The organism is Micromonospora sp. NPDC005161 (assembly GCF_053599855.1).
In genome coordinates this window covers 1-20,954 of sequence record NZ_JBSFYQ010000027.1, presented here as the reverse complement: position 1 = coordinate 20,954, position 20,954 = coordinate 1, and the positions used below count along the sequence as shown (strand labels likewise).

Here is a 20,954-nt window from a genome sequence, read left to right as displayed (position 1 = left end):
CGCCGCGTTTTGACCACCTGACCTGGGGCTTAACCGGACGCCGACGAACTTCTTCGCGGAGACCGAGCAGGTCGCCTTCCACCTCGGCCACCTCCCGCCGGGCATCGACGTCACGAACGACCCGCTGCTGCAGGGCCGGCTGTTCTCGTACGTCGACACGCAGCTCACCCTGCTGGGCGGGCCCAACTTCCCCCAGATCCCGATCAATCGCCCGCACGCCGCGGTCAACGACATGTTGCGCGACGGCTTCCACCAGCACGCCGTCCACGCGGGGGTCGCGCCGTACCGGCCGAACTCACTCGACGGAGGCAACCCCTTCCCCGCGGGCGACGAGGACCACGCGTTCCTCGACGTGCCGGTGCGGGTCGCGGAGGCACCGAAGGTCCGCGCGAACCCCGTCTCGTTCGACGACCACTTCAGCCAGGCACGCCTGTTCTGGCTGAGCATGTCGCCGGTGGAGAAGGAGCACATCATCCGCGCCTACACCTTCGAGCTCGGCAAGTGCTACCACCAGGCGATCAAGGAACGTCAGCTCCAGTGCCTCGCCAACATCGATCCGGTGCTGTGCGCGCAGGTCGCCACCGGTCTGGGCCTGCCCGCGCCAGCGCCGACCGTGCCGCTCGCCGACGTCGCCCCGAGCCCCGCACTGTCGCAGGTCGGCGGGGAGTGGCCGGCCGACGGCCGCACGATCGGAATCGTCGTCGACCCCGACACCGACCTCGACGGTGTCAACCACGTACGCGAAGCCGTCTTCGCGGCCGGGATGGTGCCGCTCCTCATCGCCCCGCACGGTGGCACGGTGGGTCACCTGCCCGTCCAGCGCACCTTCGCCACAGGTCGATCTGTCGAGTTCGACACGCTCCTGCTGGCCGGCGCACCGGTGCCCGCCCCGGATGCGCTTCCCGCCCGCGACGAGAAGGCGGGTACGACGGACCGAGCCTCCGTGGACCCCCGCGTGCTGCTCCTCGTTCAGGAGTGCTGGCGGCACGCCAAGGCGGTCGGCGCCTGGGACGGCGGCGTCAGCGTGTTGGAGCAGGCGGGCGTGACCGGCACTCCCGGCGTCGTCTCGGCCGGCTCCGGAGTCGAGGCCCTGACCGCGGTGCAGCGGTTGATGGCTGCGCACCGGGTGTGGGAACGATTCCCCGCCTCGGTCGCCTGACACGACAAAGCACTGCCGAGGGCTGTCCTCCGGTTCCCCAGGAGGTCAGCTCTCGGCAGCACGGTTCACCCGGCGTTGTCGGGGCTTCTGTTCACAGTGCCCGTGCCAGCGCAACGGCGTCAGCCGATGTCGGCCAGCCGGGGCAGCACCTCGTCGCCGAGCCGTTGGGCGAACTCCACCGGGTGGCGATCCGGCGTGACCTGCACCTCGCTGACCCCGAGCGCGGCGTACGAGGACACCTCGGCGAGGAACGCGTCGACGTCGGCCAGGGGCGGCCGGTGGGCGACGACCGTCTTCTCGATGGTGTCGTAGTCGCGGCCCTCCGCGGCGCAGTGCCCGCGCAGCACGTCCAGCTTCCGCGCCACGTCGTCGGCGCCGGCGGCCGTGCCGAACAGGTTGCAGGCGTCGGCGTACCGGGCGACCAGGAGCAGGGTCTTCTTCTCGCCGCCGCCGCCGATCATGATGGGCGGGTGCGGACGGCTCAACGGCTGCGGCGAGTTGATCGTCTCGGCGAGCTGGTAGTGCCGCCCCGCGAACGGCCCGTTGTCGTCACTCCACATCTGCTGGACGATGCGCAGCGTCTCCTCCAACCGCTCGAACCGCTCGGCCACCGGCACCACGGGCACGCCCAGCCCGCGCTGCTCCCGCTCGTACCAGGACGCGCCGATACCCAGCCGGGCCCGGCCGCCGGAGAGCACGTCGAGCGTCGTCACGGTCTTGGCGAGCAGCCCCGGGTACCGGTACATCACGCCGGTGACCAGCACGCCCAGCGTCATCCGCTGGGTCTTCGCCGCGACGAAGCCCAGCGTGGTGTACGCCTCCAGCATCGGCTCCTCGGCCGGGGCCACCGCCTCCATCTGGAAGAAGTGGTCCATGACCGTGAAGGACGCGACGCCGGCCTGCTCGGCGGTGGTCGCCGCCTCGGTCAGGGTCGGTGCGATCGCCCCCGCCTCGGCCGGGGTCGAGTAACTCCAGTAGTGCAGTCCGAGTTTCATGCCTCGCGACACCTCCGGAACCAAGCCTAGTGGTCCTGGACGCCAGCGACGGGCCTGTTGATCGACAACGGCGGCGAGTCCGCCCCCGCGGGCAGCGGATCGCGACGGACGCCAGCGGCGGGTTCCATTACCGGTTCATGACAATTCGCGGATCACTCCGGGATATCCGGCTGACACCTTCGGTCGGGTGATCCGACAGCCGACATCCACCGACGCCCGGCCCCCCGAGCACGAGCCCGACGTGACCCACGTCCGGTTCCGTCACCGGAGGCACCGGACGCTGTCCGGCCCCGCAGCGGGACGGCCACACCGAGCGGAGTGGGCCGACGCCGCGAAGGGGGGCTGCATCATCCTGGTCGTCCTGTGGCACGTCGTCGTCAAGGACTACCTGCAGATCGACTGGCACATCGGCGTACCGGTGCCGGGCCTGTGGGGGGCGCTGGGTGAGCAGTTCCTGCCGCTGCGGATGCCGCTGTTCTTCACCATCTCCGGCGTCTTCGCGGCGAACGCCGTCCAGCGGCCCTGGCGGGTCGTCGCCCGCGGCCGGATCGCGGGGTTCCTCTACCTGTACGCCGTCTGGCTGCTGATCCACACCGCGGTCCTCGCCGCGGCCCCGGACTTCCCGACCGACCGGGCCACGTCCGCCCTCGGTCTGCTGGAACAGCTCACCATCACGCCCTCCAACCTCTGGTACCTGTACGCCCTGGCGCTCTACTTCACGCTCGCCAAGGCTGTTCGCCGGGTCTCCCGCGTGCTGGTTCTGGCGCCCGCCGCGGTGCTGTCCGCCGTCGCCGCCGCCGGGCTGCTCGACACGCCGGGCAACCGCGCCGGCCTGTACCAGAAACCTGGTCTTCTTTCTCGCCGGCCTGTACCTGCGGCCGCAGATCGAACGGTGGGCCGCCACCGCCACCGGGCGCCGGCTCGCGGTGACCTCGGGCGCGTACGTCCTCGTGCTCGCCGCGATGGCGGCGGTCGGCGCGCAGCAGTGGTTCGGCGTGTGGCCGGTGGTCTCCGTCGTGGCGGTCGCCTTCGGCGTCACCGCCGCCGCCCGGCTGGGCCGGTGGCCGGCCGTCAGCAACCGGCTCGCCACCCTCGGCCGCATCACCCTGCCCATCTACGTCATCCACATGCCGGTGCTGGCGCTGCAGCACCGGCTGCTGCTCGGGCCGATCTCCGGGCTGGACCAGGTCGGTCAGGGACTGCTCGTGCTCGGGTACCCGGTCCTGCTGACCGGGCTCGTGATCGGCGTGAGCCTGGCCGTCCACCGGGGGCTCCTGGCGCTGCACGCACGCTGGCTGTTCGCCCTTCCCGGCGTCCGGCGGGTGGAGGCGGCCGGATGAGCGCCCTCGGCGAGGCCGTGGTCGACCTCGACGCGATCGCCAGGAACGTACGGACGATCGCGTCGGTCACCGGCACCGAGCTGATGGCCGTGGTGAAGGCGGACGGGTTCGGCCATGGGGCGGTGCCGGTCGCGCTGGCCGCGCTGCGTGCCGGCGCCGGCTGGCTGGGTGTGACCTCGGCGTCCGAGGCGCTGGCGCTGCGCTCGGCGGGCATCACCGCGCCCACGCTGAGCTGGCTGCACCGCCCCGACGACGACTTCGACCGGTTGATCGCCGCCGGCGTCGACGTCGGCGTGTCGACCACGACCCACCTGCACGCTGTCGCCGACGCCGCTCACCGACTCGGCGTGCCGGCGACGGTGCAGCTCAAGGCGGACACCGGGCTGTCCCGCAACGGCGCCGCCGGCGACGACTGGCCCGAGCTGGTCGGCTGGGCCCGCAAGTACGAGGTGGAGGGCGGTGTTCGGGTGCGCGGCGTGTGGTCACACCTGACCGACGCCGACGTACCGGGCAGCCCCGTGCTCGCCCGGCAGGTGGCGGTCTTCGAGGAGGCGCTGCGGGTCGCCCGGTCCGCCGGCCTCGACCCGGACCTGGTGCACCTGGCGAACTCGGCCGCCGCGCTGGCGGCGCCCCGGACCCGCTTCGACCTCTGCCGGATCGGGCTCGCGCTGTACGGCGTGGATCCGTTCGGCGGGACCGGGCCGGGCCAGGTCGGACTACGCGCCGCCATGACGCTGCGCACGACCGTGGTCAACGTGAAGCGGGTACCGGCCGGCACCGCGGTCTCCTACGGGCCCGAGTACGTGACCGGCGCGCCGACCACCCTGGCTCTGCTGCCGCTCGGCTACGCGGACGGCCTGACCCGGGCCGCCGAGGGTCGCGCCGAGGTGTGGCTGGGCGGCCGGCGTCGCCCGATCGTCGGTCGCATCGCGATGGACCAGTGCGTCATCGACGCGGGCGACCTTCCCGTGGCCATCGGGGACCCGGTCGTGGTGTTCGGCCCCGACCGGGGCGACCACGCCCCACCGACGGTCGCCGAGTGGGCGCGGTGGGCAGGCACGAACCCGCACGAGATCCTGACCGGTGTCGGGGCCCGGGTGGCCCGCGACCACCTCCACGAAAGGGCGGCAACGTCATGACGATCCGACTGGCAGTGCTCTACGGCGGGCAGAGCGGCGAGCACGAGGTGTCCCGCCGCTCGGCGGAGAGCATCCTCGCCGGCCTGGACCGGGAGAGGTACCGGGTCACCGAGGTGCTCATCGGTCGGGACGGCGGGTGGCACGTCGACGGCCGTCCGGTGCCACTCCCCCTGGCGCTGCGCGTGTTGCGCGCTCAGGACGTGGTGTTCCCGGCCCTGCACGGCCCGTACGGCGAGGACGGCACCGTCGCGTCGCTGCTGGAATGGCTCGGGGTGCCGTACGTCGGCAACGGTGTCTTCGCCAGCGCGGCCGGCATGGACAAGGGCGTCACCAAGAGACTGCTCGCCGCGGAGGGCCTGCGGGTCAGCCCCGGGGTGACCCTGCGTCCCGGCGAGGAGCTGTCCCCGGCCGAGCAGCGGAGGCTGGGCCTGCCGGTGTTCGTCAAGCCCGCCCGGGCCGGCTCCAGCCTGGGCGTGGTCAGGGTGACCGACTGGGCGGGACTTCCCGCCGCGCTGCGGCAGGCGCGGGAGGTCGACCCGAAGGTGCTCGTCGAGCAGGGGGCGCGCGGACGGGAGATCGACGTGGCCGTCCTGCAGCATCCCGACGGCCGGGTGCAGGCCGGTCCGCCCCTGGAGATACGGGTGACCGGTGCCGGCTTCTTCGACTACGACGCGAAGTACGACGGCGGGGCGGTCTTCCAGATCCCCGCCGCGCTCGACCCGGCCACCACCCAGGTGCTCCAGGACCGCGCGATTCGTGCCTTCCACGCCCTCGACTGCCGCGGGCTGCTCCGCGTCGACTTCTTCCTGCCCACGCAGGGGTTCGCCGAGCCGATCGTGAACGAGGTGAACACCTTTCCCGGATTCACCACCGCCTCGCAGTTCCCCCAGATCTGGCAGCAGGCCGGGATCGGGTTCGCCACCCTGCTCGACATCCTGATCTCCGGCGCGCTGGCCAACCAGGCTCGGATCCGGTCCAGTGGGTTGCCCCGGCCGGCACGGGCGGTGGACCTGGTCTGAGCGGCCGTCGCCCCGGTCACTTGATCGGACAGGGCCGGGGCGGCCGGGCGCCGTCCGGCCCGGCGATGGTGACCGGGGAGAAGCTGTTTCCCTGGCCGGTGAGCGCCACGGCACCGGCCAGGGTGCAGATGATCTGGTCGGCCGCGGCCGCCGACAGCGGCAGCACGGCACCCGTCATCGTCACCGTGACGCCGGATCCGTCGGCGTTCGACGTCACCAGGGAGGCCGGGACCAGACCGGCCGGCACCTCGCTGACGAAGCCCTGGCTCCGTTCCGACTCGTCCGGGCCCGCCGCCAGCATGCCGAGCGTCTTCTCCGGCGAGACGCCGCTGCGTGCCTTGGTGTCCCGGATGACCAGCGTGGGTCGTCCGTGCGAGAGCAGGTAGAGGGCGGCGCCCGCGGCTGGGCCGGTCGTCGCGGAGCGGCCGGTGATGACGTCGCTGGGCCGAACCCCGCAGCCCGTCGCGAGCAGCGTGACCAGGAGCCCGCCGGCGAGCAAGGCCCGGCCGGCCCGGCGGCCGGTCACCGTACGCCTCCGGCGTCCGCCACGTCCGTGGCCACGCGCGGCAGCCGGAGCGTGAACACCGCGCCGCCCATCGGATTGTTGCCCGCGACGAGACTTCCGGCCTGCCCGGCGTGCTGGTGCAGGCGCGCGTTCTCCCACGCGATGGCGAGGCCGAGGCCGCTGCCCTCCGAGCGGGTCCGGGCGGTGTCCGCCTTGTAGAAGCGGTCGAAGACGTGCGGCAGCACCTCCGGGTCCAGGCCGGGCCCCTGGTCGCGGACCTCGATCGTGATCCAGTCCGGCTCGGCGCGCAGGCGCACGGACACCGGCTCGGCGCCGTGCCGGAACGCGTTGCCGACCAGGTTGGCGACGATGACGTCCAGCCGGCGGGGGTCCAGGCGGGCGAAGACTCCGGACGGCAGCTCCGCCCGCACCCGATCGGCCCAGCGCCGGACGCGGAGGGTCGCGGTCACCGCCGCGGCCACGTCGATGTCGTCGAGGGCGAGCCGCGCGGTGCCGGAGTCGAACCTGCTGACCTCGATGAGGTCGTTGACCAGCTGGGTGAGGTTCTGCGTCTCCTGACTGACGAGCCGGGCGGCCCGGCCGGCATCCCCGGGCAGCCGGTCCGCCTCCTCGTCGAGCACGTCGGTGACCGCCGTCATCGCGGCCAGTGGCGTGCGGAGCTCGTGCGACACGTCGGCCACGAAGCGTCGGGCGTCGGCCTCCATCCGCCGCAGCTCACCGACCTGCCGCTCCAGCGTCCCCGCGGTGTCGTTGAAGGTCCGCGCCACGTCGGCCAGTTCGTCGACGCCCCGCACCGCCAGCCGGGTGGTCAGGTCGCCCTCACCGAGCCGGCGCGCCGCCCGGCCCAGCTCGCGGACCGGGCGCAGCACTCCCCGGGCGGCCAGCAGGGCCAGCAGGACCGCGAGGACCAGGGAGAGCCCGCCGGTGAGCCACGCCAGGGTGGCGAGCCGGTCGATGCTCCGCTGTTCGGAGGCGAGGCTGCGCACCGAGTAGACCTCCACGCCGGACGGCACCGACCCGCCATCGGTCCGGTCGATCTTCAGCTGGGTCCCGATGAGCAGCACGGGTTCTCCGCCTCGCGAGACGCGTTGCCAGGCGATGACGCCATCCCCGACCGCCTGCCGCAGCTCCGGGGTGAGCGGCTCGGGCACCTGAGCGCCCTGCGCCCGCATGTCACCGTAGAGGACCACCGCGTACCCCTCCCGGTCGGAGAGGAGCTGGGCCATCGTGTCGAGTTCCCCCTGGGACGGCGGGAGTCGGCGTACCGGGTAGGCCTGCCTGAGCTGATCGGTCAGCGACGCCACCGCGGCGTCCTGCGCCTGCTGGAGGATGACCGTCCGGGCCTGGAAGTAGCTTCCGCTGGCCACCACCGCGGTGGTGGTCACGCCCAGCAACACGAAGGCCAGCAGCAGCCGGACCCGCAGGCCCGACGCTCGGCCACCGGTCCAGCGCCACGGCGTCACAGCGGCCCGAACCGGTACCCGAAACCGCGGACCGTCTGGATGAAGACCGGCGCCGACGAGTCGTCCTCGATCTTGGCGCGCAGCCTCTGCACGCAGGCGTCCACCAGCCGCGAGTCGCCGAGGTAACCGTGCTCCCACACGGCCTCCAGCAGTTGCTGACGGCTCAGCACCTGGCCAGGAGTCTGCGCGAGCTCGAGCAGCAGGCGCAGCTCCGTCGGGGCGAGGCTGACCGGCAGCCCTTCCTTGCTGACCACGAGCGCGGCCCGGTCGATGGTGAGGGCACCGTGCTGTTCCAGGCCGGACCGCTCGCCGCCGGTGCGCCGCGACTCGCCAGCGGTCCGCCGCAGCACCGCCCGGATCCGCGCCTCGAGCACCCGGGCCTGCACGGGCTTGACCACGTAGTCGTCGGCGCCGGCTTCCAGCCCCGCCACCACGTCCATGTCGTCGTTGCGGGCGGTGAGCATGATGATCGGAAGGTCGCCGAGCTGCCGGATTCGGCGACAGACCTCGAACCCGTCCATTCCGGGCAGCATGAGATCGAGGACCACGACGTCGGACGAGGCCACCCGCAGCCGCGCCAACCCCTGCTCACCGGTGGCCACGGCGTCGACGGTGTGGCCCTGTCGGGTGAGCGCCAGTTGCAACCCGTCGCGCACCGTCTGGTGGTCTTCGATCAGCAGGACCTGAGACATGTCGGCAAGTATCCCATCATGAATAGGTTTAGCGTTCGGTCGATGGCCGGACGGTCGCGTCTCACCCCTGCGGGGCCCCGCCGTCCCGGCTGGTCGCCGTCGCGTGCCGCTGGGCGCGCTGCCACAGGCGGGGCGGGACGACGAAATTCGCCGACCGCACCAGGAACACCACCGAGCCCACCGCCACCATCGTCGCCGCGGTCACCGCCACGATGGCGACCAGCAGCCCGGGCTGCACCGATGCGGCCAGACCGGGCAGCACCACCAGAAGCACCCAGAGCAGCACGGCCAGCCCCACCGCTCCCCCGACCAGCCCGCGCCCCACCGCGCCGCCCGGTTCGCGGCGCGGACCGGCGACCGGACCGGCGTCACCGCGCCGACCCGCCAACGCCGCCGCGGCCAGGCAGAACAGCGTCACACCCAGCAGGACGCCGCCGAGAGCGTCACTGAACCGGTGCCAGCCAGCGATCATGGTGGCCGAGGCGATCACCGAGACACCTGCCGCGCCCGGCACCGCCAGCCAGCCTCGGGCCCACCCGGGCACGACCAGCATGAACGCCAGCAGCAGGGCCGTCGCGCCCGCGACGTGACCACTGGGGAAGCTGTTGTGGGTGCTGGAACTCACGATCTGGAAGTCCGGGCGGGCAAGGGCCGACTTCGCCGGGCCGGCCACCACCACCGCGCAGAGGACCATGCCGACGCCCACCACTCCCGCCAGCATCCGTCGGCAGAGCACTCCCACCAGCAGCACCGTGCCGAGCATGGCGGCCAGCAGCGTCGGGCTGCCGAAGGTGGCCAGCACGGTCCGGGCCGGACCGACCAGGACGGTCTGCTGCTCGTAGCCCCCGCCCCGGTCGGCACGCGGCAGGAGCAGACCGTCCAGCCACTGACCGGGGTGGGTGCGCACGAACACGGCGTAGGTGAGGCCCAGGGCGAGCAGGTGGCCGACGGCCGCCCCGAGCAGCAGCCGGCCCAGCGGCGCGGCTGCGCGGACATGTGGCAGCGGTGGCGCCGGCCGCGGGGCGGGCGCCGACCGTCCGATGTATGACGATCCGAGGGACATACCGGCCATCGTCGTGCCGCCAGATCCGGACGCCGTCCGCGGATTGTCTTCGTTCTGTCACAGTTCCCGGCCAGGGCCAGAGGAGAACGGGTGGACCGCGCCGGGCACGGCGACCGGCCAACGGACGCCGCAACGCGTCGATTTCCCAAATTCACCAGCAAACCCGGCCAAGTCATCTCGAATGACTTATGCAAAGCGTGAAGGGTCATTCATATGCTTGCATGCAACTATGTTTTACCCTGCCGAGACGCAATACCACTAAGGTCAGGACGCCGATCAAGCAATGTTTCGGTCGGCGATGCGAAAACCATCCGGAGCACGTTGGGGAACCGGAAGGGGTTGGGGAAAATGCAGGGGATTCCGGTCGCCTCCCTGGTCATCGGCATCGCGTCCACGCCGGCCGAGCGCAGGCAACTGGCCCGGCTGCTCGGCGGGAGTGACGCCTTCCTGATCGTCTCGAATGTCGATCAGGCGCGGGAGTTTCTCGGGGTGGTCGAGATGCCGGCCGCCACCACGGTGATACCCACCGCCCAGAGCGTGGTGCCCGACGTGGCGCAGAGCCCGCAGGCGCCGCCACCGCCGGACCTGGCCGTCGATTCCGACCGCCGGGTGCTGCGGTGGCGCGACCGGGAGATCGACCTGACCCGGTTGGAGCATGACGTCCTGCTCTGCCTGGTCGACGCGCCCGGGCAGGTCTGGACCTACGAGCGACTGCATCTCGAGGTCTGGGGCAACCGGCACCTCGGCCGCGGCTCGGACATCCACTCCGTGATCCGCCGGGTACGCCGCAAACTCGTCCGGCTCAACGCCGCGGCGACGATCCACGCGGTCCGCGGCGTCGGCTTCCGGCTCGCCCCGGTCTGACCGCCGACGAACATGGTCCGGCCCGCCTGGTCAGCGACCAGGCGGGCCGGATCTGTCACTTACCGGTCAGGCGTTCAGCACCGGATCGGCGACAACCCGAAGTTCTCCACCGTGGGCGTGGTGGTGTCGATCCTCGTCTGACGGGTCTGCGGCTTCCAGCCGTCCTTGGCGACGATCATCGTGAGCGGGTTGTTGCGACGGTCCACCCAGTAGGCGTACTTGCCCTGGGTGTCGGTGGCGAAGGTCCACGACATCGCCCACGAGTCGACCTGGACCACCGCGCCGGCAATCGGCGAGGTCGCACCCTGGCAGCTGGTCCCGGTCACCGTGCCCATGAGCTTGCCCCAGGTCTTCGGAGGCGTCGCGGTCATGGTCACCGCCACCGGCGCCACCGTGTACGGCGTGTTCTCCTTGATGCCGACCGAGCCGGAGTAGGTGCCCGGCTGGTCCACGTTCGCCGTCATCCCGACGGTGACCGTGACGTTCTGACCCGGCGTCAGGGTGACCGCCGACTTGTCGATCGTCATCCAGCTGACATCGGCCGCCGCCTCGGCGCAACCCTCGAAGCCCGGCAGCACCTCGCTGTCCGGCGCCGCGCTGAAGCTGCCGGACGAGCCGCCGATCTTGTAGAAGCCGCACGCCGCGCCACCGCGGTACCGCGCGGTGTTGGAGTTCGGCAGGTTGGACCACGAGCTGGTGCCCGGGTCGTAGGCGAAGCCGGCGTTGCTGATGGCCCCGCCCTGCGAACCGCCGACGACGAGGAGCTTGCCGCTGGCGACAGCGAACGAGCTGGCCCAGTTGTCGACCGGCGCGTCGGCGATGGCGGTCCAGGTGTTGGCACCCGGGTCGAAGGAGTAGCTGGCCTTCTGCGCGGCGGCCCCGTCGTTGCCGCCGGTGCAGTAGATGGTGCCGTCGATCCCGCCGCAGGAGGCGAAGGCCACCGACTTCGGGTAGTTCGCCATCGTCTCCCAGGTGTTGCTGCCCGGGTCGTACCGGACGACGGTGTTCGACATCGGCGTACAGGCCGCCGTGGTGCAGCCACCGATGGCGTACAGCTTGCCGTCGACGACAGCCTGCCCGGCGGCAGCTCTCGGCGCCGGGTTGTCGGCCAGATCCGTCCAGGTGTTGGCCGCCGGGTCGTACGACCAGGTGGCCGCGTCCGGGCCGCCGTCCGCCCAGCCGCCGGTCGCGATGATCTTTCCGTCCACGACGCCCACCGCCAGGGCGTTGCGGGCGCCGGGCAGATCGGCGATCGCCGTCCAGGTCTGGGCAACCGCGTCGTAGGCGTAGTTCTTCGTGGTCGAGCTGGACCCGTCACCACCGCCGATCGAGTAGACCTTGCCGTCCAGCGTCACCACCCGGTTGTCCATGATGTTGGCCGGGTAGTCGGTGATGTCCGTCCACGGTGCGGCCTGCGGGGTGACCGCGGCGGGGACCGCCATGGCCGCCTTGCCGGACGCCTTGGCGGCGAACGACGTCGGGACGGTGAGCCGCTGCTCCGGTGCGCCGGTGGCTCCGAGCACCTGCTGCCTGGTCATCCGGGACCCGTCCGCCCGGAGGAGTTCGAACCCGTTGTCGCGCTCACTGAACTCGACCTCGACCGGCGCCCCGCCGGTGTTGGTCACCGTGAACGTCTTGCTGGCCTTGCCGTTGGGCATCTGCACCGTCGCGCTCACCTGGTCCGGCGCCACCGACAGCCGGCCGGCCGCGAGCTGGAAGTTCGCGGCGGTCGCCCAGTCGGCCTGGACGTCGACCTGCTTGCTCTGGCTGACGTAGTTGCCGGCCTTCGCGGTGAACTTGTGCGTGTCGGTCAGGGTCGAGTAGAGCCAGTAGAAGCCGTCGGGCAGCCCTGGGTCGTCCGGGGTCGCCACGGTGACGGCACTCTCGGCGGGCCGGTCGGCACTGGTGACGGTGGCGCCGTTGACGTAGCTGCTGTCGTTCTTGTCATGGACGTGACCGACGACCAGACCGCCGTCGACCGGCACGCAGGTGACCTGGCTGCCGATCAGTACGTTGTCGACCTCCCACCACCACTCGTACGAGGCGTCGTAGTAGTGGAACCGCACCTGGACCTGCGCCTTACCGGCCGCCTGCGGGATCGGGATCTCGGTGACCTTCGGACCCCGGACGTCCGTCTCCTGCCGGAGCACGTTGGTCCAGGTGGCACCGCCGTCGATGCTCAGATCGACATCGCCGGTGTCGTCGGCCAGTTGGTTGAGGTCCTGGTTGAACCGGATGACCGGGGCCGTGACGTCGGTCAGGTTGACCACCGGGCTGACCAAGGAGGTGTCCTGGCTCCCGCCGGCGCCGTACGCGTCGCTGTCGACCACCGCGAAGTTGCCGGTGCCACCGGTCAGGTTGCCGCGGTTGCCGTCGTCGGTGAACTTCCAGACCTGGCCGTTGCCCTTGTTGTCCACCACGGACCAGCCGGCCGGCACGGTGGCGCCGTCGAAGGTCTCGTACTCACCGTCGGAGCCGAACGTGTAGCCGGGCGCCGTCGTGCAGGTGTTGGTGTTCACCGGCACCGCGACGTTGGCGGTCACGTTGCGCGAGCCGACCACCACCTCCTTGGTGACGGTCTGGTAGCCCGGGTACTGCGACTCGTACGTCAGGGTGTAGGTCTGCCCGGCCGGCAGCTTGATGCTGTAGCGGCCGTTCGCCGGCGTGGTGTAGTCGTACACGCCCGACACGCCGGTCACGGTGACCTTGGCGTACAGCGGCCAGCCGTGTCCGGAACCGTCGGTGACCGCTCCGGTGACGTTGACGCTCGCCACCGCCGTCAGCGCGACGTTGAGCGTCGTGGTCGCGCCGTCGGTGACGGTCGCCGGCTTGGTCGTGCTGCCGTACCCGAACGCCGCCACGGCGACCTGGTAGTCACCGACCGGAAGCGTGGTCGAGTACTTGCCGTCGGCGCCGGTGGACACCTCGCGGCCGGTCGGTCCGGTGAGCGTCAGGGTGGCACCGGCGATCGGGCTGCCGGTGGCCGCGTCGGTGACCGTGCCGGCCAGGGTGCCGGTGTCGCCGGTCGGGGCGGCGTTGAGCAGGGCGAGGGCGTCCAGTCGGCCTTCGCCGTAGACGTTGTTGTCCGCCGGGGTGCCACCGCACTGGTCGTCGGCCTTGTCGATCGCGGCGCCGTTGAGCAGCGCACGGGTCGCGTTGACGTCACCGACCAGCGACGGGACCGCCGAGTACAGCAGGGCGATCGCGCCCGCGAGGTGCGGGGCGGCCATCGACGTGCCACTGATGCTGCCGTAGGAGTTGCCCGGAATGCTCGACCGGACGTTCACGCCCGGCGCCGAGATGTTGGGCTTGATCTCGCCGTTCTGTCCGACGCCCCGACCCGAGAAGCCGGCGACGTTGTTGTTGATGTCGTACGCGCCGGTCGAGTAGTTGCTGACGAGGCTGCCCGGCGAACCACTGGTCTGGCACGCCGGTCCGCTGTTGCCGTTGGACCAGACCCCGAAGATCCCGGAGGCGGCCCAGGCCAGCGTCACGTCCTCCATGAAAGGCTCGTTGGACGGGTTCTGGCTGCCCCACGAGTTGTTGATGATGTTCGGTCGCTTGCTCGCGTCCGCGTTCTGGCCGTTGAGGTCCATCGGCTCGAGCATCCACTGACCCGACTCGATCAGCGCCGCGTCGCTGGGGCAGCAGCCGTTCGCCGCGATCCACTTGACCCCGGGAGCGACACCGATCTGGTTCGCGCCGTCGGAGCCGGCCATGGTGCCCATCGTGTGCGTACCGTGGCCATTGCTGTCACAGGGCGCGGTCGCGCACGTCCCGGCGGCGTTGAACCAGTTGTAGTTGTGGTCGAACGTGCCGTCGCCGTTGTTGCCGCGGTAGGAGCCGACCAACGCCGGGTGGTCGAACTGGACCCCGGTGTCGATGTTCGCGATGGTGATGCCCTCGCCGGTGACGCCGTACTGGCTCCAGACGTCGTCGGCGTTGATGTTCGCAATGCCCCACTCGAGGGCGTTCACGGTCTTCTCGTCGGCGCCCTTCGTGGTCTCGGGCACCTTGTAGGCGACCGGGGCGTAGAGACCCTCCACCTCCGAGTGGGCGGCGAACTTCTGCACCATCTCCAGCGAGCCGCTGCTCACCTTGATGGCGTTGGTCGCCCAGAAGGTCTGGTACCTGGTGCCCGATCCGTCGAGTTCGGCCCGGATCTTGCCCTGGCTCTCCGCGGCCGTCTTGCGCAGTGCCTCCGCGACCGCCGTGCCGCGCTTGGACCAGTCCTTGATGGCGCTGGCCTTGCTCAGGTCCGCCCGGTCCTTGAACCGGATCCAGAAGTCCCCTGCACTCTTGGCCTGGAGCTGCTTCGCGAGCTCCGGTCGGATCTTGTCCCCCGGAGCGGCGCCGGCCCCCGTCCCGCCGGGCGCCGCCTGCGCGCCCGAGCCGATACTGGCCAGACATGTCGCGGCGAGGATCATCGCCGCACCAGCGCTCACCAGTGATCTGGCTGTGCGCCTCCATTGTGGACGTCTGAACATCGGTGCTGCCTCCCTCAGAACGACCCAGGGTGAAAAATGGGCCATGGTGAGGGTGCGGGAGATCCGCCTCGATGGAACCGAGCGGACGAACCCTTGATGCCTCCCCATGCACCGCGCGGGTCACGTCGGTTGCCCGAGTGGACACTATGATCGAGAAGAACGGACGATCAAGAACTTGCCGTGAGCAACTTGTCGCTAACGGTTGCCAGGCTGGCGGCACGCTTGCCCAACACTGTCAGGACCATGACGCGAGGTGGGCGGGATGATGCCCATGGATCCCGGGTGGGTGCTGTGGCCGAGGACGACGAGGCGGCGTTGGACGGGTCCGAGCCGGTCGACGAGCCGTTCCCGCTGCTGATCGCGGTGACCTCGTCGCCGACCGAGCGGATCCGGCTCGCGGAGCAGCTCGAGGGCATCGCACCGCTGCTGCTGGTGGCCGACCTCGACGAGCTGCGCCGGCTGATCGCGACTCCACAGCAGCCCGCCGGCACGCCGCCCCCGCCAGCGCCCGCCGTCGCGGCCGGCTCCGCCCTGGTCATCGACTCGCACCGGTCCACCGCCCGCTGTCAGGACCGCGAGGTCGACCTGACCCGACTCGAACACGACCTGCTGATCTGCCTGACCACCGTGCCGATTCGGGTCTGGAGCTACGCCGAGCTACACCGGTCGGTCTGGCGCGACGAAGGGCGCGAGCGCAAGGCGGACGTACAGTCGCTGGTGAAGCGGTTACGACGCAAGCTGCACGAGCTCGGCACCGGCGCCACGATCGAGGCCGTACGCGGCGTCGGGCTGCGGCTGACCGATCGCCAGGAGCCGCGGATCGGACGGGCCTGACGCGGCTGCCTGATGTGGGCAGCGCCCCGGTGACCATCGGGTGTCGATCGGTCAGATCAGCCCGGCGCGGGTCCACAGCAGACGGCCCGGCCCGGCCACCAGACCCACGCCCGCGAGATGGGTGTGCACCCGCTCTGCCGACCAGCGCAGGGTGGCGCGCCAGTGCGGGTTGGCGCGCGCGGCGGCCCGGCCGACCGCCGGTGGGATGCCCACCGCCGCGTACGCGTCGGGATGGACCAGGCGGTTGGCGATCGTGCCGGCGGCACGACCGACCAGCAGGCGGGCGTACGCCATGCCCACCGGGCCGGTGGCCGCGACCGCGGCGGCCAGTTCCTCGCGGGCGAACCGGACGTGTCTCGCCTCCTCCACCACGTGGATGCGCGAGACCATCCGGATGAGCAGCTGGAGCGACTCGTCGGCCATGATCTCGCGCTGGAACGCGTCGAGGATCTCCTCCGCGATGAGGATCGCGGCGTACATCCGGGGGCCGCTGGCGGTGGCCTTGAGGAAGCGCCCGAGGTGATGGTCCACCGTGCTCGCCCGGTAGACCGGGCAGCCCATCGCCTCGATCAGCCGCCCAAACATGATGGAGTGCCGGCACTCGTCGGCGACCTCGGTCAGCGCGTACTGGGCCTGCCGGCTGGTCGGGTCGGCGCCGTAGTACTCCCGGATCAGCATCTGCATGAGGATCGTCTCGAACCACAGCCCGGCGCTGGCCGCACTGGCCACCTCGTGCTTGGTCAGCTCGACGCGCTGCTCCTCGCTGAGCTGCTCCCACAGCGGCGTGCCGTAGAGGCTGCTGCGGTGCGGCGGGAGCCAGTAGGCGCCCGGAGTGTGCGGAGCGTCCCAGTCGATCTCGACGACCGGGTCGTAGCTGGTGCGGAGCGAGGACGTGAGCAGTCGCTCGGCGACCGCGGTGCGCTCCGATTCCGCCGGTGTCGCGTCCATGGCCCCTCCATATTGACGTGACGTCAGGTAACTGTTACGAGTAGTAGCATGCAATCGCCGCTCAAAGATGTCAATGGATCCAATCCGGCAGCCCCGGCCGCCGACGAGGGCCGGAGGGCGAAGGGCAACGGCCGCCGGGACCGGTGGGCCGACCATCGTGAGCAACGACGGCGGGAACTGATCGGGGCCGCTGTGCAGGCGTTGCTGCGGTACGGGCCGGAGGTCGACATGGACCAGGTGGCCGCCACCGCCGGCGTCAGCAAGCCGGTCCTCTACCGCTACTTCGCCGACAAGTCGCAACTCTGGGTCGCCGTGAGCGAGGTGGTGGCGGCCCGGATCATCGACACCGTGGCGCCCGCGGTGGAGCAGGTCCGTGAGGAACGCGGCCTGGTGCAGGCGACGATCGACGCCTACCTGGGGGTGATCGAAGCGCAGCCCACGCTCTACCGGTTCCTGATGCACCAGTCCGGTCATCCCGGCATCCACCAGGTCGTCGCCGGGACCAGCCAGCAGGTCGCCGCCGGGCTGGCCCGCGTGATCGGCGACCGGCTGCGCGCGCTGGGGCTGGACGCCGGCCCCGCCGAGCCGTGGGCGTACGGCCTGGTGGGCTTCGTGCAGGCGGTCGGCGACTGGTGGACCACGCACGGTCAGCCGATCAGCCGGGCAGCCCTCACCGACTACCTGACCGCTCTGCTGTGGAACGGGATCGAGGGCGTACGGGCCAGCGCCGACCTGCCCCGCGAGCTCACCCGCGCCCACGAACGGATCACGCCATGAGCGTGCGTCAGCGAGCGAATCATCAGCAGCGGGTGGCGGCGTGAGTTACCACGGCCCGGCGAGCCTCGCGGGCACCACCGTCCGGGTGCACCTCAGCGGGCGGTGGGAGCCGGTCGACGGCCGCTACCACTGGGGTGGACGAATCGAGCCCGACCCGCAGGTGGCGCAACTGCTGCGCTCCGGCCGGCGTGACGTCGAGCTGCGCATCGCCGACCGGGTCCGGCCCACCCGGCTGGCCGAGGTCGACCCGTGGGGCGGCGTACGGATCACCGGCGTGGGCGATCCACCCTGGCCACCGGCAGCCGAACCGGTTCCGTGCCCGAGCTACCGGAGAAGTGATGGAGCCACACCTCCGTGGAAGGGTAGTCATGACAGTTCACTTTCGCCGCGCGGGCAGCGGTGAACCGCTCGTGCTCATCCACGGCATCGGTCACCGCCACCAGGCCTGGGAGCCGGTTTTCGACCTGCTCACCGCCCACCACGAGGTGATCGCGCTCGACCTGCCCGGCTTCGGGAACTCTCCGGTGCCCGACGCGGGCATGCCCGCCGACATGGCGGCCACCGTCGCCGGGATACTGCCGATCCTGACCGGGTGGGGGCTGGAGCGCCCGCACGTGGCCGGCTACAGCCTCGGTGGGGCGATCGGCCTGGAACTCGCCGCGACCGGGGCGGTCGCCTCGGCCACCGCCTTCTCCCCCGCCGGGTTCTTCACCACCGCTGAGCGCCGGCGGGCACTGGCCATCCTCACGATGTTGCGGGCCAATTCGTACCTGCCCACCCCGATCATGCGGGTCGCGTTGCGGTCGGCGTACCTGCGGGCGATGTGCTTCGCGCCGCTGGTGGCCCGCCCACGGCTGCTGGACGCCGACCGCGCGCTGGGCGACGCGCTCGCCCTGCGGCGTGGGCTCGGCTTCAGCGCCGTGGCCCGGGCCGCCCGCGACTACCGCTTCGACGGTCTCCGGCTGGCCGACGCGGCGGTGCCGGTGACCATCGGCTGGGGTGACTGCGACCGCATCTTCGGCGTACACCAGGCCGAGCGTGCCCGGGCCGGCCTGCCGGCGGCCCGGGTGGTGACCATGCCCGGCTGCGGGCACGTACCGATGAGCGACGACCCGGATCTGGTCGCCGCGCTCATCCTGGAGACCACCGGCGCCGTGCCCCGCACCGGTCGAGCGGATCGGGCGGGTCACGAACATCACTTCACAGAATAAAAACTTGCACGGTACGCAACTTGCCCTCTAGCCTCCCCGGGTGACCGATACCGACCAGGCCGCCACCGGGCGTCGCGACCGCAAGAAGCGGCAGACGCGGGCCGCGCTCACCGCCGCCGCGCTGCGCCTGGTCGCCGAACGGGGCCTGGAGCACGTGACGGTCGAGGAGATCAGCGAAGCCGCCGACGTCTCCTCGCGCACCTTCTTCAACTACTTCACCTGCAAGGACGAGGCGCTCACCGACGACCCGGCGCTCGACGGCACACCGGTGGTGGCGCGACTTGCCGCCGCCCCACCGCACGTGCCCGCGTTGCAGGCCGTTCGACTCGCCCTCGACGAGGCGATCGACACGATGCAGGCCGACCGGGAGTTGTGGCGGCTACGGCTGGCCGTCATCACACAGAACCCCGCGCTGGTGCCCCGGCTGATGACCGGGAACATCGAGACCGAGCGGGCCATGGTCACCGCCCTCGCCGCCCGCCTCGGCGTCGACCCCGACCACGGCCACCCGGCGCTGGTCACCGCGGTGGCCGGTGCCACCTTCCGCACCGCGATGCTGCGCTGGGCCGCCGACGACAGCCGGCCCCTGCGCGACTTCGTGGACGAGGCGTTCGCCACGGTCGCCGCCGGCCTGCCGGATCCACCACACCAGTCCTGACCACCAGTCCCCCGGTGCACCAGGTTCCGGGGGCAGCCACTTTCGATCAAGACCCCGAAAAGGGAGCGTCAATGACCACCACCGCCCCGCCCGCTGACGTTGCCGACGTCGGCACGCGCATGTCGCGTCGGGAGGTTCTCCAGGCCCTCTCCGGCCTGATGGTCGGCATGTTCGTGTCCATCCTCGCCTCCACGGTGGTGGCGAACGCCTTGCCGCGGATCATCGCCGACCTGAACGGCAGCCAGACCGTCTACACCTGGATCGTCACCAGCGAACTGCTCGCCATGACGGCGACCGTGCCGCTGTGGGGCAAGATGGCCGACCTCTACAGCAAGAAACTGCTGATCCAACTGTCGCTGGGGCTGTTCGTGGTGGGTTCGCTGATCGCGGGCTTCACACCGAACGTCGAGGTGCTGCTGATCAGCCGAGTCGTGCAGGGCATCGGCGCCGGCGGCATGACGGCGCTGGCCACGATCGTCATGGCGGCGATGATCCCGCCGCGCGAGCTGGGCCGCTACGCCGGCATCTTCGGCGCGGTCTTCGGTGTCGGCACCATCGCCGGTCCGCTGATCGGCGGTCTGCTCGTCGACACGTCGTGGCTGGGCTGGCGGTGGTGCTTCCTGATCGGGGTCCCGTTCACCATCCTGTCCATCGTCCTGCTGCAGCGCACCCTGCACCTCCCGGTCGCCCGCCGCAAGTTCAAGATCGACTGGCTGGGCGCCGTCCTCATCACCGCGGGCGTGTGCACGCTGCTGATCTGGTCGTCCCTCGCCGGGAACAAGTTCCCCTGGGCATCGGGCTGGACGGCCGTCATGGTCCTGGGCGGTCTGGTCCTGCTGGCGCTGGCCGTTCTCGTCGAATCGCGGGCGGCGGAGCCGATCGTTCCGCTGGACATCTTCCGCAACCGCACGGTCTCGCTGGCCACCGCCGCCAGCGTGCTGGTCGGTGTCGCGATGTTCGGTGGCACCGTCTTCCTGTCCCAGTACTTCCAGATCTCGCTGGGCAAGTCGCCGACCGTCGCGGGCCTGATGAGCCTTCCGATGATCTTCGGTCTGCTCGTCTCGTCGACGGTGGCCGGCCAGCTCATCACGAAGTTCGGCCGGTGGAAGGCCTACCTCGTGGCCGGCGCCGCCGTGATGACCGTCGGGATGCTGCTCCTGGGCACCATCGACGCCAACACCAGCGTCGTCGTCCTGTCGGTCTACATGGCCGTGCTGGGCATCGGCGTCGGCATGCTCATGCAGAACCTCGTGCTCGCCGCGCAGAACGACGTGCCCGCTCACGAACTCGGCGCCACCACCTCCGTGCTGACGTTCTTCCGCAGCATGGGCGGCGCCATCGGGGTCAGCGCCCTGGGTGCCGTCCTGGCGAGCCGGGTTACCTCGCTGACGACCGAGCGACTCGGCCCGGCCGCGGCCGGTGGCGGCTCCGCCGAGGTGCCCGACCTGTCCACCCTGCCCGAGCCGGTGCTGCGCATCGTGCAGGACGTCTACGGCACCGCCACCGCCGACCTGTTCCTGATCGGCGCGCCGATCGCGCTGATCGCGCTGATCGTCGTGCTGTTCATCAAGGAAAAGCCCCTGCACACCCTCAGCGGGGACGAACGACGCGCCCAGGAGGAGGCGGCCGCAAACGCCGCGATTCACTGAGCCGTACTACAGCAGGCGGGGGCGGGCCGATCGGCCCGCCCCCGCACTGCGCCCACACCCCTGCCCCCGCCGGACCGCTCGGGCCGGGCGCGAGGGCCGGGCCCGGGCCCGGAGAACGGAAGAGCACACC

General features: G+C 71.2%; 17 protein-coding genes and 2 pseudogenes. 12 read left to right on the top strand and 7 right to left on the bottom strand.

The window, feature by feature from the left end:
- Positions 1-22: 22 nt before the first annotated feature.
- Positions 23-1,159, top strand: a pseudogene (locus ACWD5O_RS23820) (catalase); the annotation flags it as partial.
- Positions 1,160-1,278: 119 nt separating this feature from the next.
- Here ACWD5O_RS23820 and ACWD5O_RS23815 read toward each other — a convergent pair.
- Entirely contained in the window at positions 1,279-2,154 is an 876-nt protein-coding gene (locus tag ACWD5O_RS23815; RefSeq protein WP_354962507.1) for an LLM class F420-dependent oxidoreductase, read from the bottom strand.
- 187 nt (positions 2,155-2,341) lie between these two features.
- Here ACWD5O_RS23815 and ACWD5O_RS23810 point away from each other — a divergent pair.
- The 4 genes and pseudogenes from ACWD5O_RS23810 to ACWD5O_RS23795 form a co-directional block, all read left to right on the top strand.
- Positions 2,342-2,887 (top strand): annotated as a pseudogene (locus ACWD5O_RS23810) (acyltransferase family protein); the annotation flags it as partial.
- Complete coding sequence (locus tag ACWD5O_RS23805) at positions 2,886-3,494, top strand: acyltransferase family protein (RefSeq protein WP_450086633.1); 609 nt, start codon at positions 2,886-2,888, stop codon at positions 3,492-3,494. The pseudogene ACWD5O_RS23810 and the gene ACWD5O_RS23805, both read left to right, overlap by 2 nt.
- Entirely contained in the window at positions 3,491-4,633 is a 1,143-nt protein-coding gene (gene alr / locus ACWD5O_RS23800) for an alanine racemase (protein ID WP_450086632.1), read from the top strand. Before ACWD5O_RS23805 ends, alr begins: the two co-directional genes overlap by 4 nt.
- Entirely contained in the window at positions 4,630-5,652 is a 1,023-nt protein-coding gene (locus ACWD5O_RS23795; protein WP_387322163.1) for a D-alanine--D-alanine ligase family protein, read from the top strand. The genes alr and ACWD5O_RS23795 overlap by 4 nt, the downstream gene beginning before the upstream one ends.
- Positions 5,653-5,668: 16 nt before the next feature.
- Here ACWD5O_RS23795 and ACWD5O_RS23790 read toward each other — a convergent pair whose 3' ends face one another.
- From ACWD5O_RS23790 to ACWD5O_RS23775, 4 genes are all read right to left on the bottom strand, one after another.
- The gene (locus tag ACWD5O_RS23790) at positions 5,669-6,178 is read right to left on the bottom strand and encodes a hypothetical protein (protein WP_450086592.1); all 510 of its coding nucleotides are present in this window, start codon (positions 6,176-6,178) and stop codon (positions 5,669-5,671) included.
- Positions 6,175-7,641: an ATP-binding protein gene (locus ACWD5O_RS23785; protein ID WP_387322159.1), complete on the bottom strand. Its 1,467-nt coding sequence runs from the start codon at positions 7,639-7,641 to the stop codon at positions 6,175-6,177. Before ACWD5O_RS23785 ends, ACWD5O_RS23790 begins: the two co-directional genes overlap by 4 nt.
- Positions 7,638-8,333, bottom strand: a complete 696-nt coding sequence (locus tag ACWD5O_RS23780) for a response regulator transcription factor (RefSeq protein ID WP_354962513.1) — start codon at positions 8,331-8,333, stop codon at positions 7,638-7,640. Before ACWD5O_RS23780 ends, ACWD5O_RS23785 begins: the two co-directional genes overlap by 4 nt.
- 61 nt (positions 8,334-8,394) lie before the next feature.
- Entirely contained in the window at positions 8,395-9,396 is a 1,002-nt protein-coding gene (locus tag ACWD5O_RS23775) for a phosphatase PAP2 family protein (RefSeq protein WP_450086591.1), read from the bottom strand.
- 348 nt (positions 9,397-9,744) lie between these two features.
- Here ACWD5O_RS23775 and ACWD5O_RS23770 point away from each other — a divergent pair, with 348 nt between their 5' ends.
- Positions 9,745-10,260 (top strand): winged helix-turn-helix domain-containing protein, encoded by a 516-nt coding sequence (locus ACWD5O_RS23770; protein ID WP_387322154.1) that lies wholly within the window; start codon positions 9,745-9,747, stop codon positions 10,258-10,260.
- 74 nt (positions 10,261-10,334) lie between these two features.
- Here ACWD5O_RS23770 and ACWD5O_RS23765 read toward each other — a convergent pair whose 3' ends face one another.
- Positions 10,335-14,705, bottom strand: a complete 4,371-nt coding sequence (locus tag ACWD5O_RS23765) for a S8 family serine peptidase (protein WP_450086590.1) — start codon at positions 14,703-14,705, stop codon at positions 10,335-10,337.
- A 324-nt stretch (positions 14,706-15,029) separates the two neighbouring features.
- Here ACWD5O_RS23765 and ACWD5O_RS23760 point away from each other — a divergent pair, with 324 nt between their 5' ends.
- Positions 15,030-15,581 carry a winged helix-turn-helix domain-containing protein gene (locus tag ACWD5O_RS23760; protein ID WP_354962517.1) on the top strand — a complete coding sequence of 184 codons (552 nt, stop codon included), beginning with the start codon at positions 15,030-15,032 and terminating at the stop codon, positions 15,579-15,581.
- Positions 15,582-15,632: 51 nt separating this feature from the next.
- On the opposite strand, the gene ACWD5O_RS23755 is transcribed toward ACWD5O_RS23760, so the two are convergent.
- Positions 15,633-16,529: an AurF N-oxygenase family protein gene (locus ACWD5O_RS23755; protein WP_354962518.1), complete on the bottom strand. Its 897-nt coding sequence runs from the start codon at positions 16,527-16,529 to the stop codon at positions 15,633-15,635.
- A 48-nt stretch (positions 16,530-16,577) separates the two neighbouring features.
- Here ACWD5O_RS23755 and ACWD5O_RS23750 point away from each other — a divergent pair, with 48 nt between their 5' ends.
- From ACWD5O_RS23750 to ACWD5O_RS23730, 5 genes are all read left to right on the top strand, one after another.
- Positions 16,578-17,306 (top strand): TetR family transcriptional regulator, encoded by a 729-nt coding sequence (locus ACWD5O_RS23750; protein WP_450086589.1) that lies wholly within the window; start codon positions 16,578-16,580, stop codon positions 17,304-17,306.
- Between the two features lie 40 nt (positions 17,307-17,346).
- A complete protein-coding gene (locus ACWD5O_RS23745) occupies positions 17,347-17,709 on the top strand; it encodes a DUF4873 domain-containing protein (RefSeq protein ID WP_450086588.1) in 363 nt (120 codons plus the stop codon).
- Positions 17,675-18,517, top strand: coding sequence for an alpha/beta fold hydrolase (locus tag ACWD5O_RS23740; RefSeq protein WP_354962521.1), 843 nt, complete (start codon positions 17,675-17,677; stop codon positions 18,515-18,517). The genes ACWD5O_RS23745 and ACWD5O_RS23740 overlap by 35 nt, the downstream gene beginning before the upstream one ends.
- A gap of 40 nt (positions 18,518-18,557) precedes the next feature.
- Positions 18,558-19,175 (top strand): acyl-CoA-like ligand-binding transcription factor, encoded by a 618-nt coding sequence (locus tag ACWD5O_RS23735; protein ID WP_450086587.1) that lies wholly within the window; start codon positions 18,558-18,560, stop codon positions 19,173-19,175.
- Between the two features lie 71 nt (positions 19,176-19,246).
- The gene (locus ACWD5O_RS23730; RefSeq protein ID WP_450086586.1) at positions 19,247-20,824 is read left to right on the top strand and encodes an MDR family MFS transporter; all 1,578 of its coding nucleotides are present in this window, start codon (positions 19,247-19,249) and stop codon (positions 20,822-20,824) included.
- The last annotated feature ends 130 nt before the right edge of the window (positions 20,825-20,954 follow it).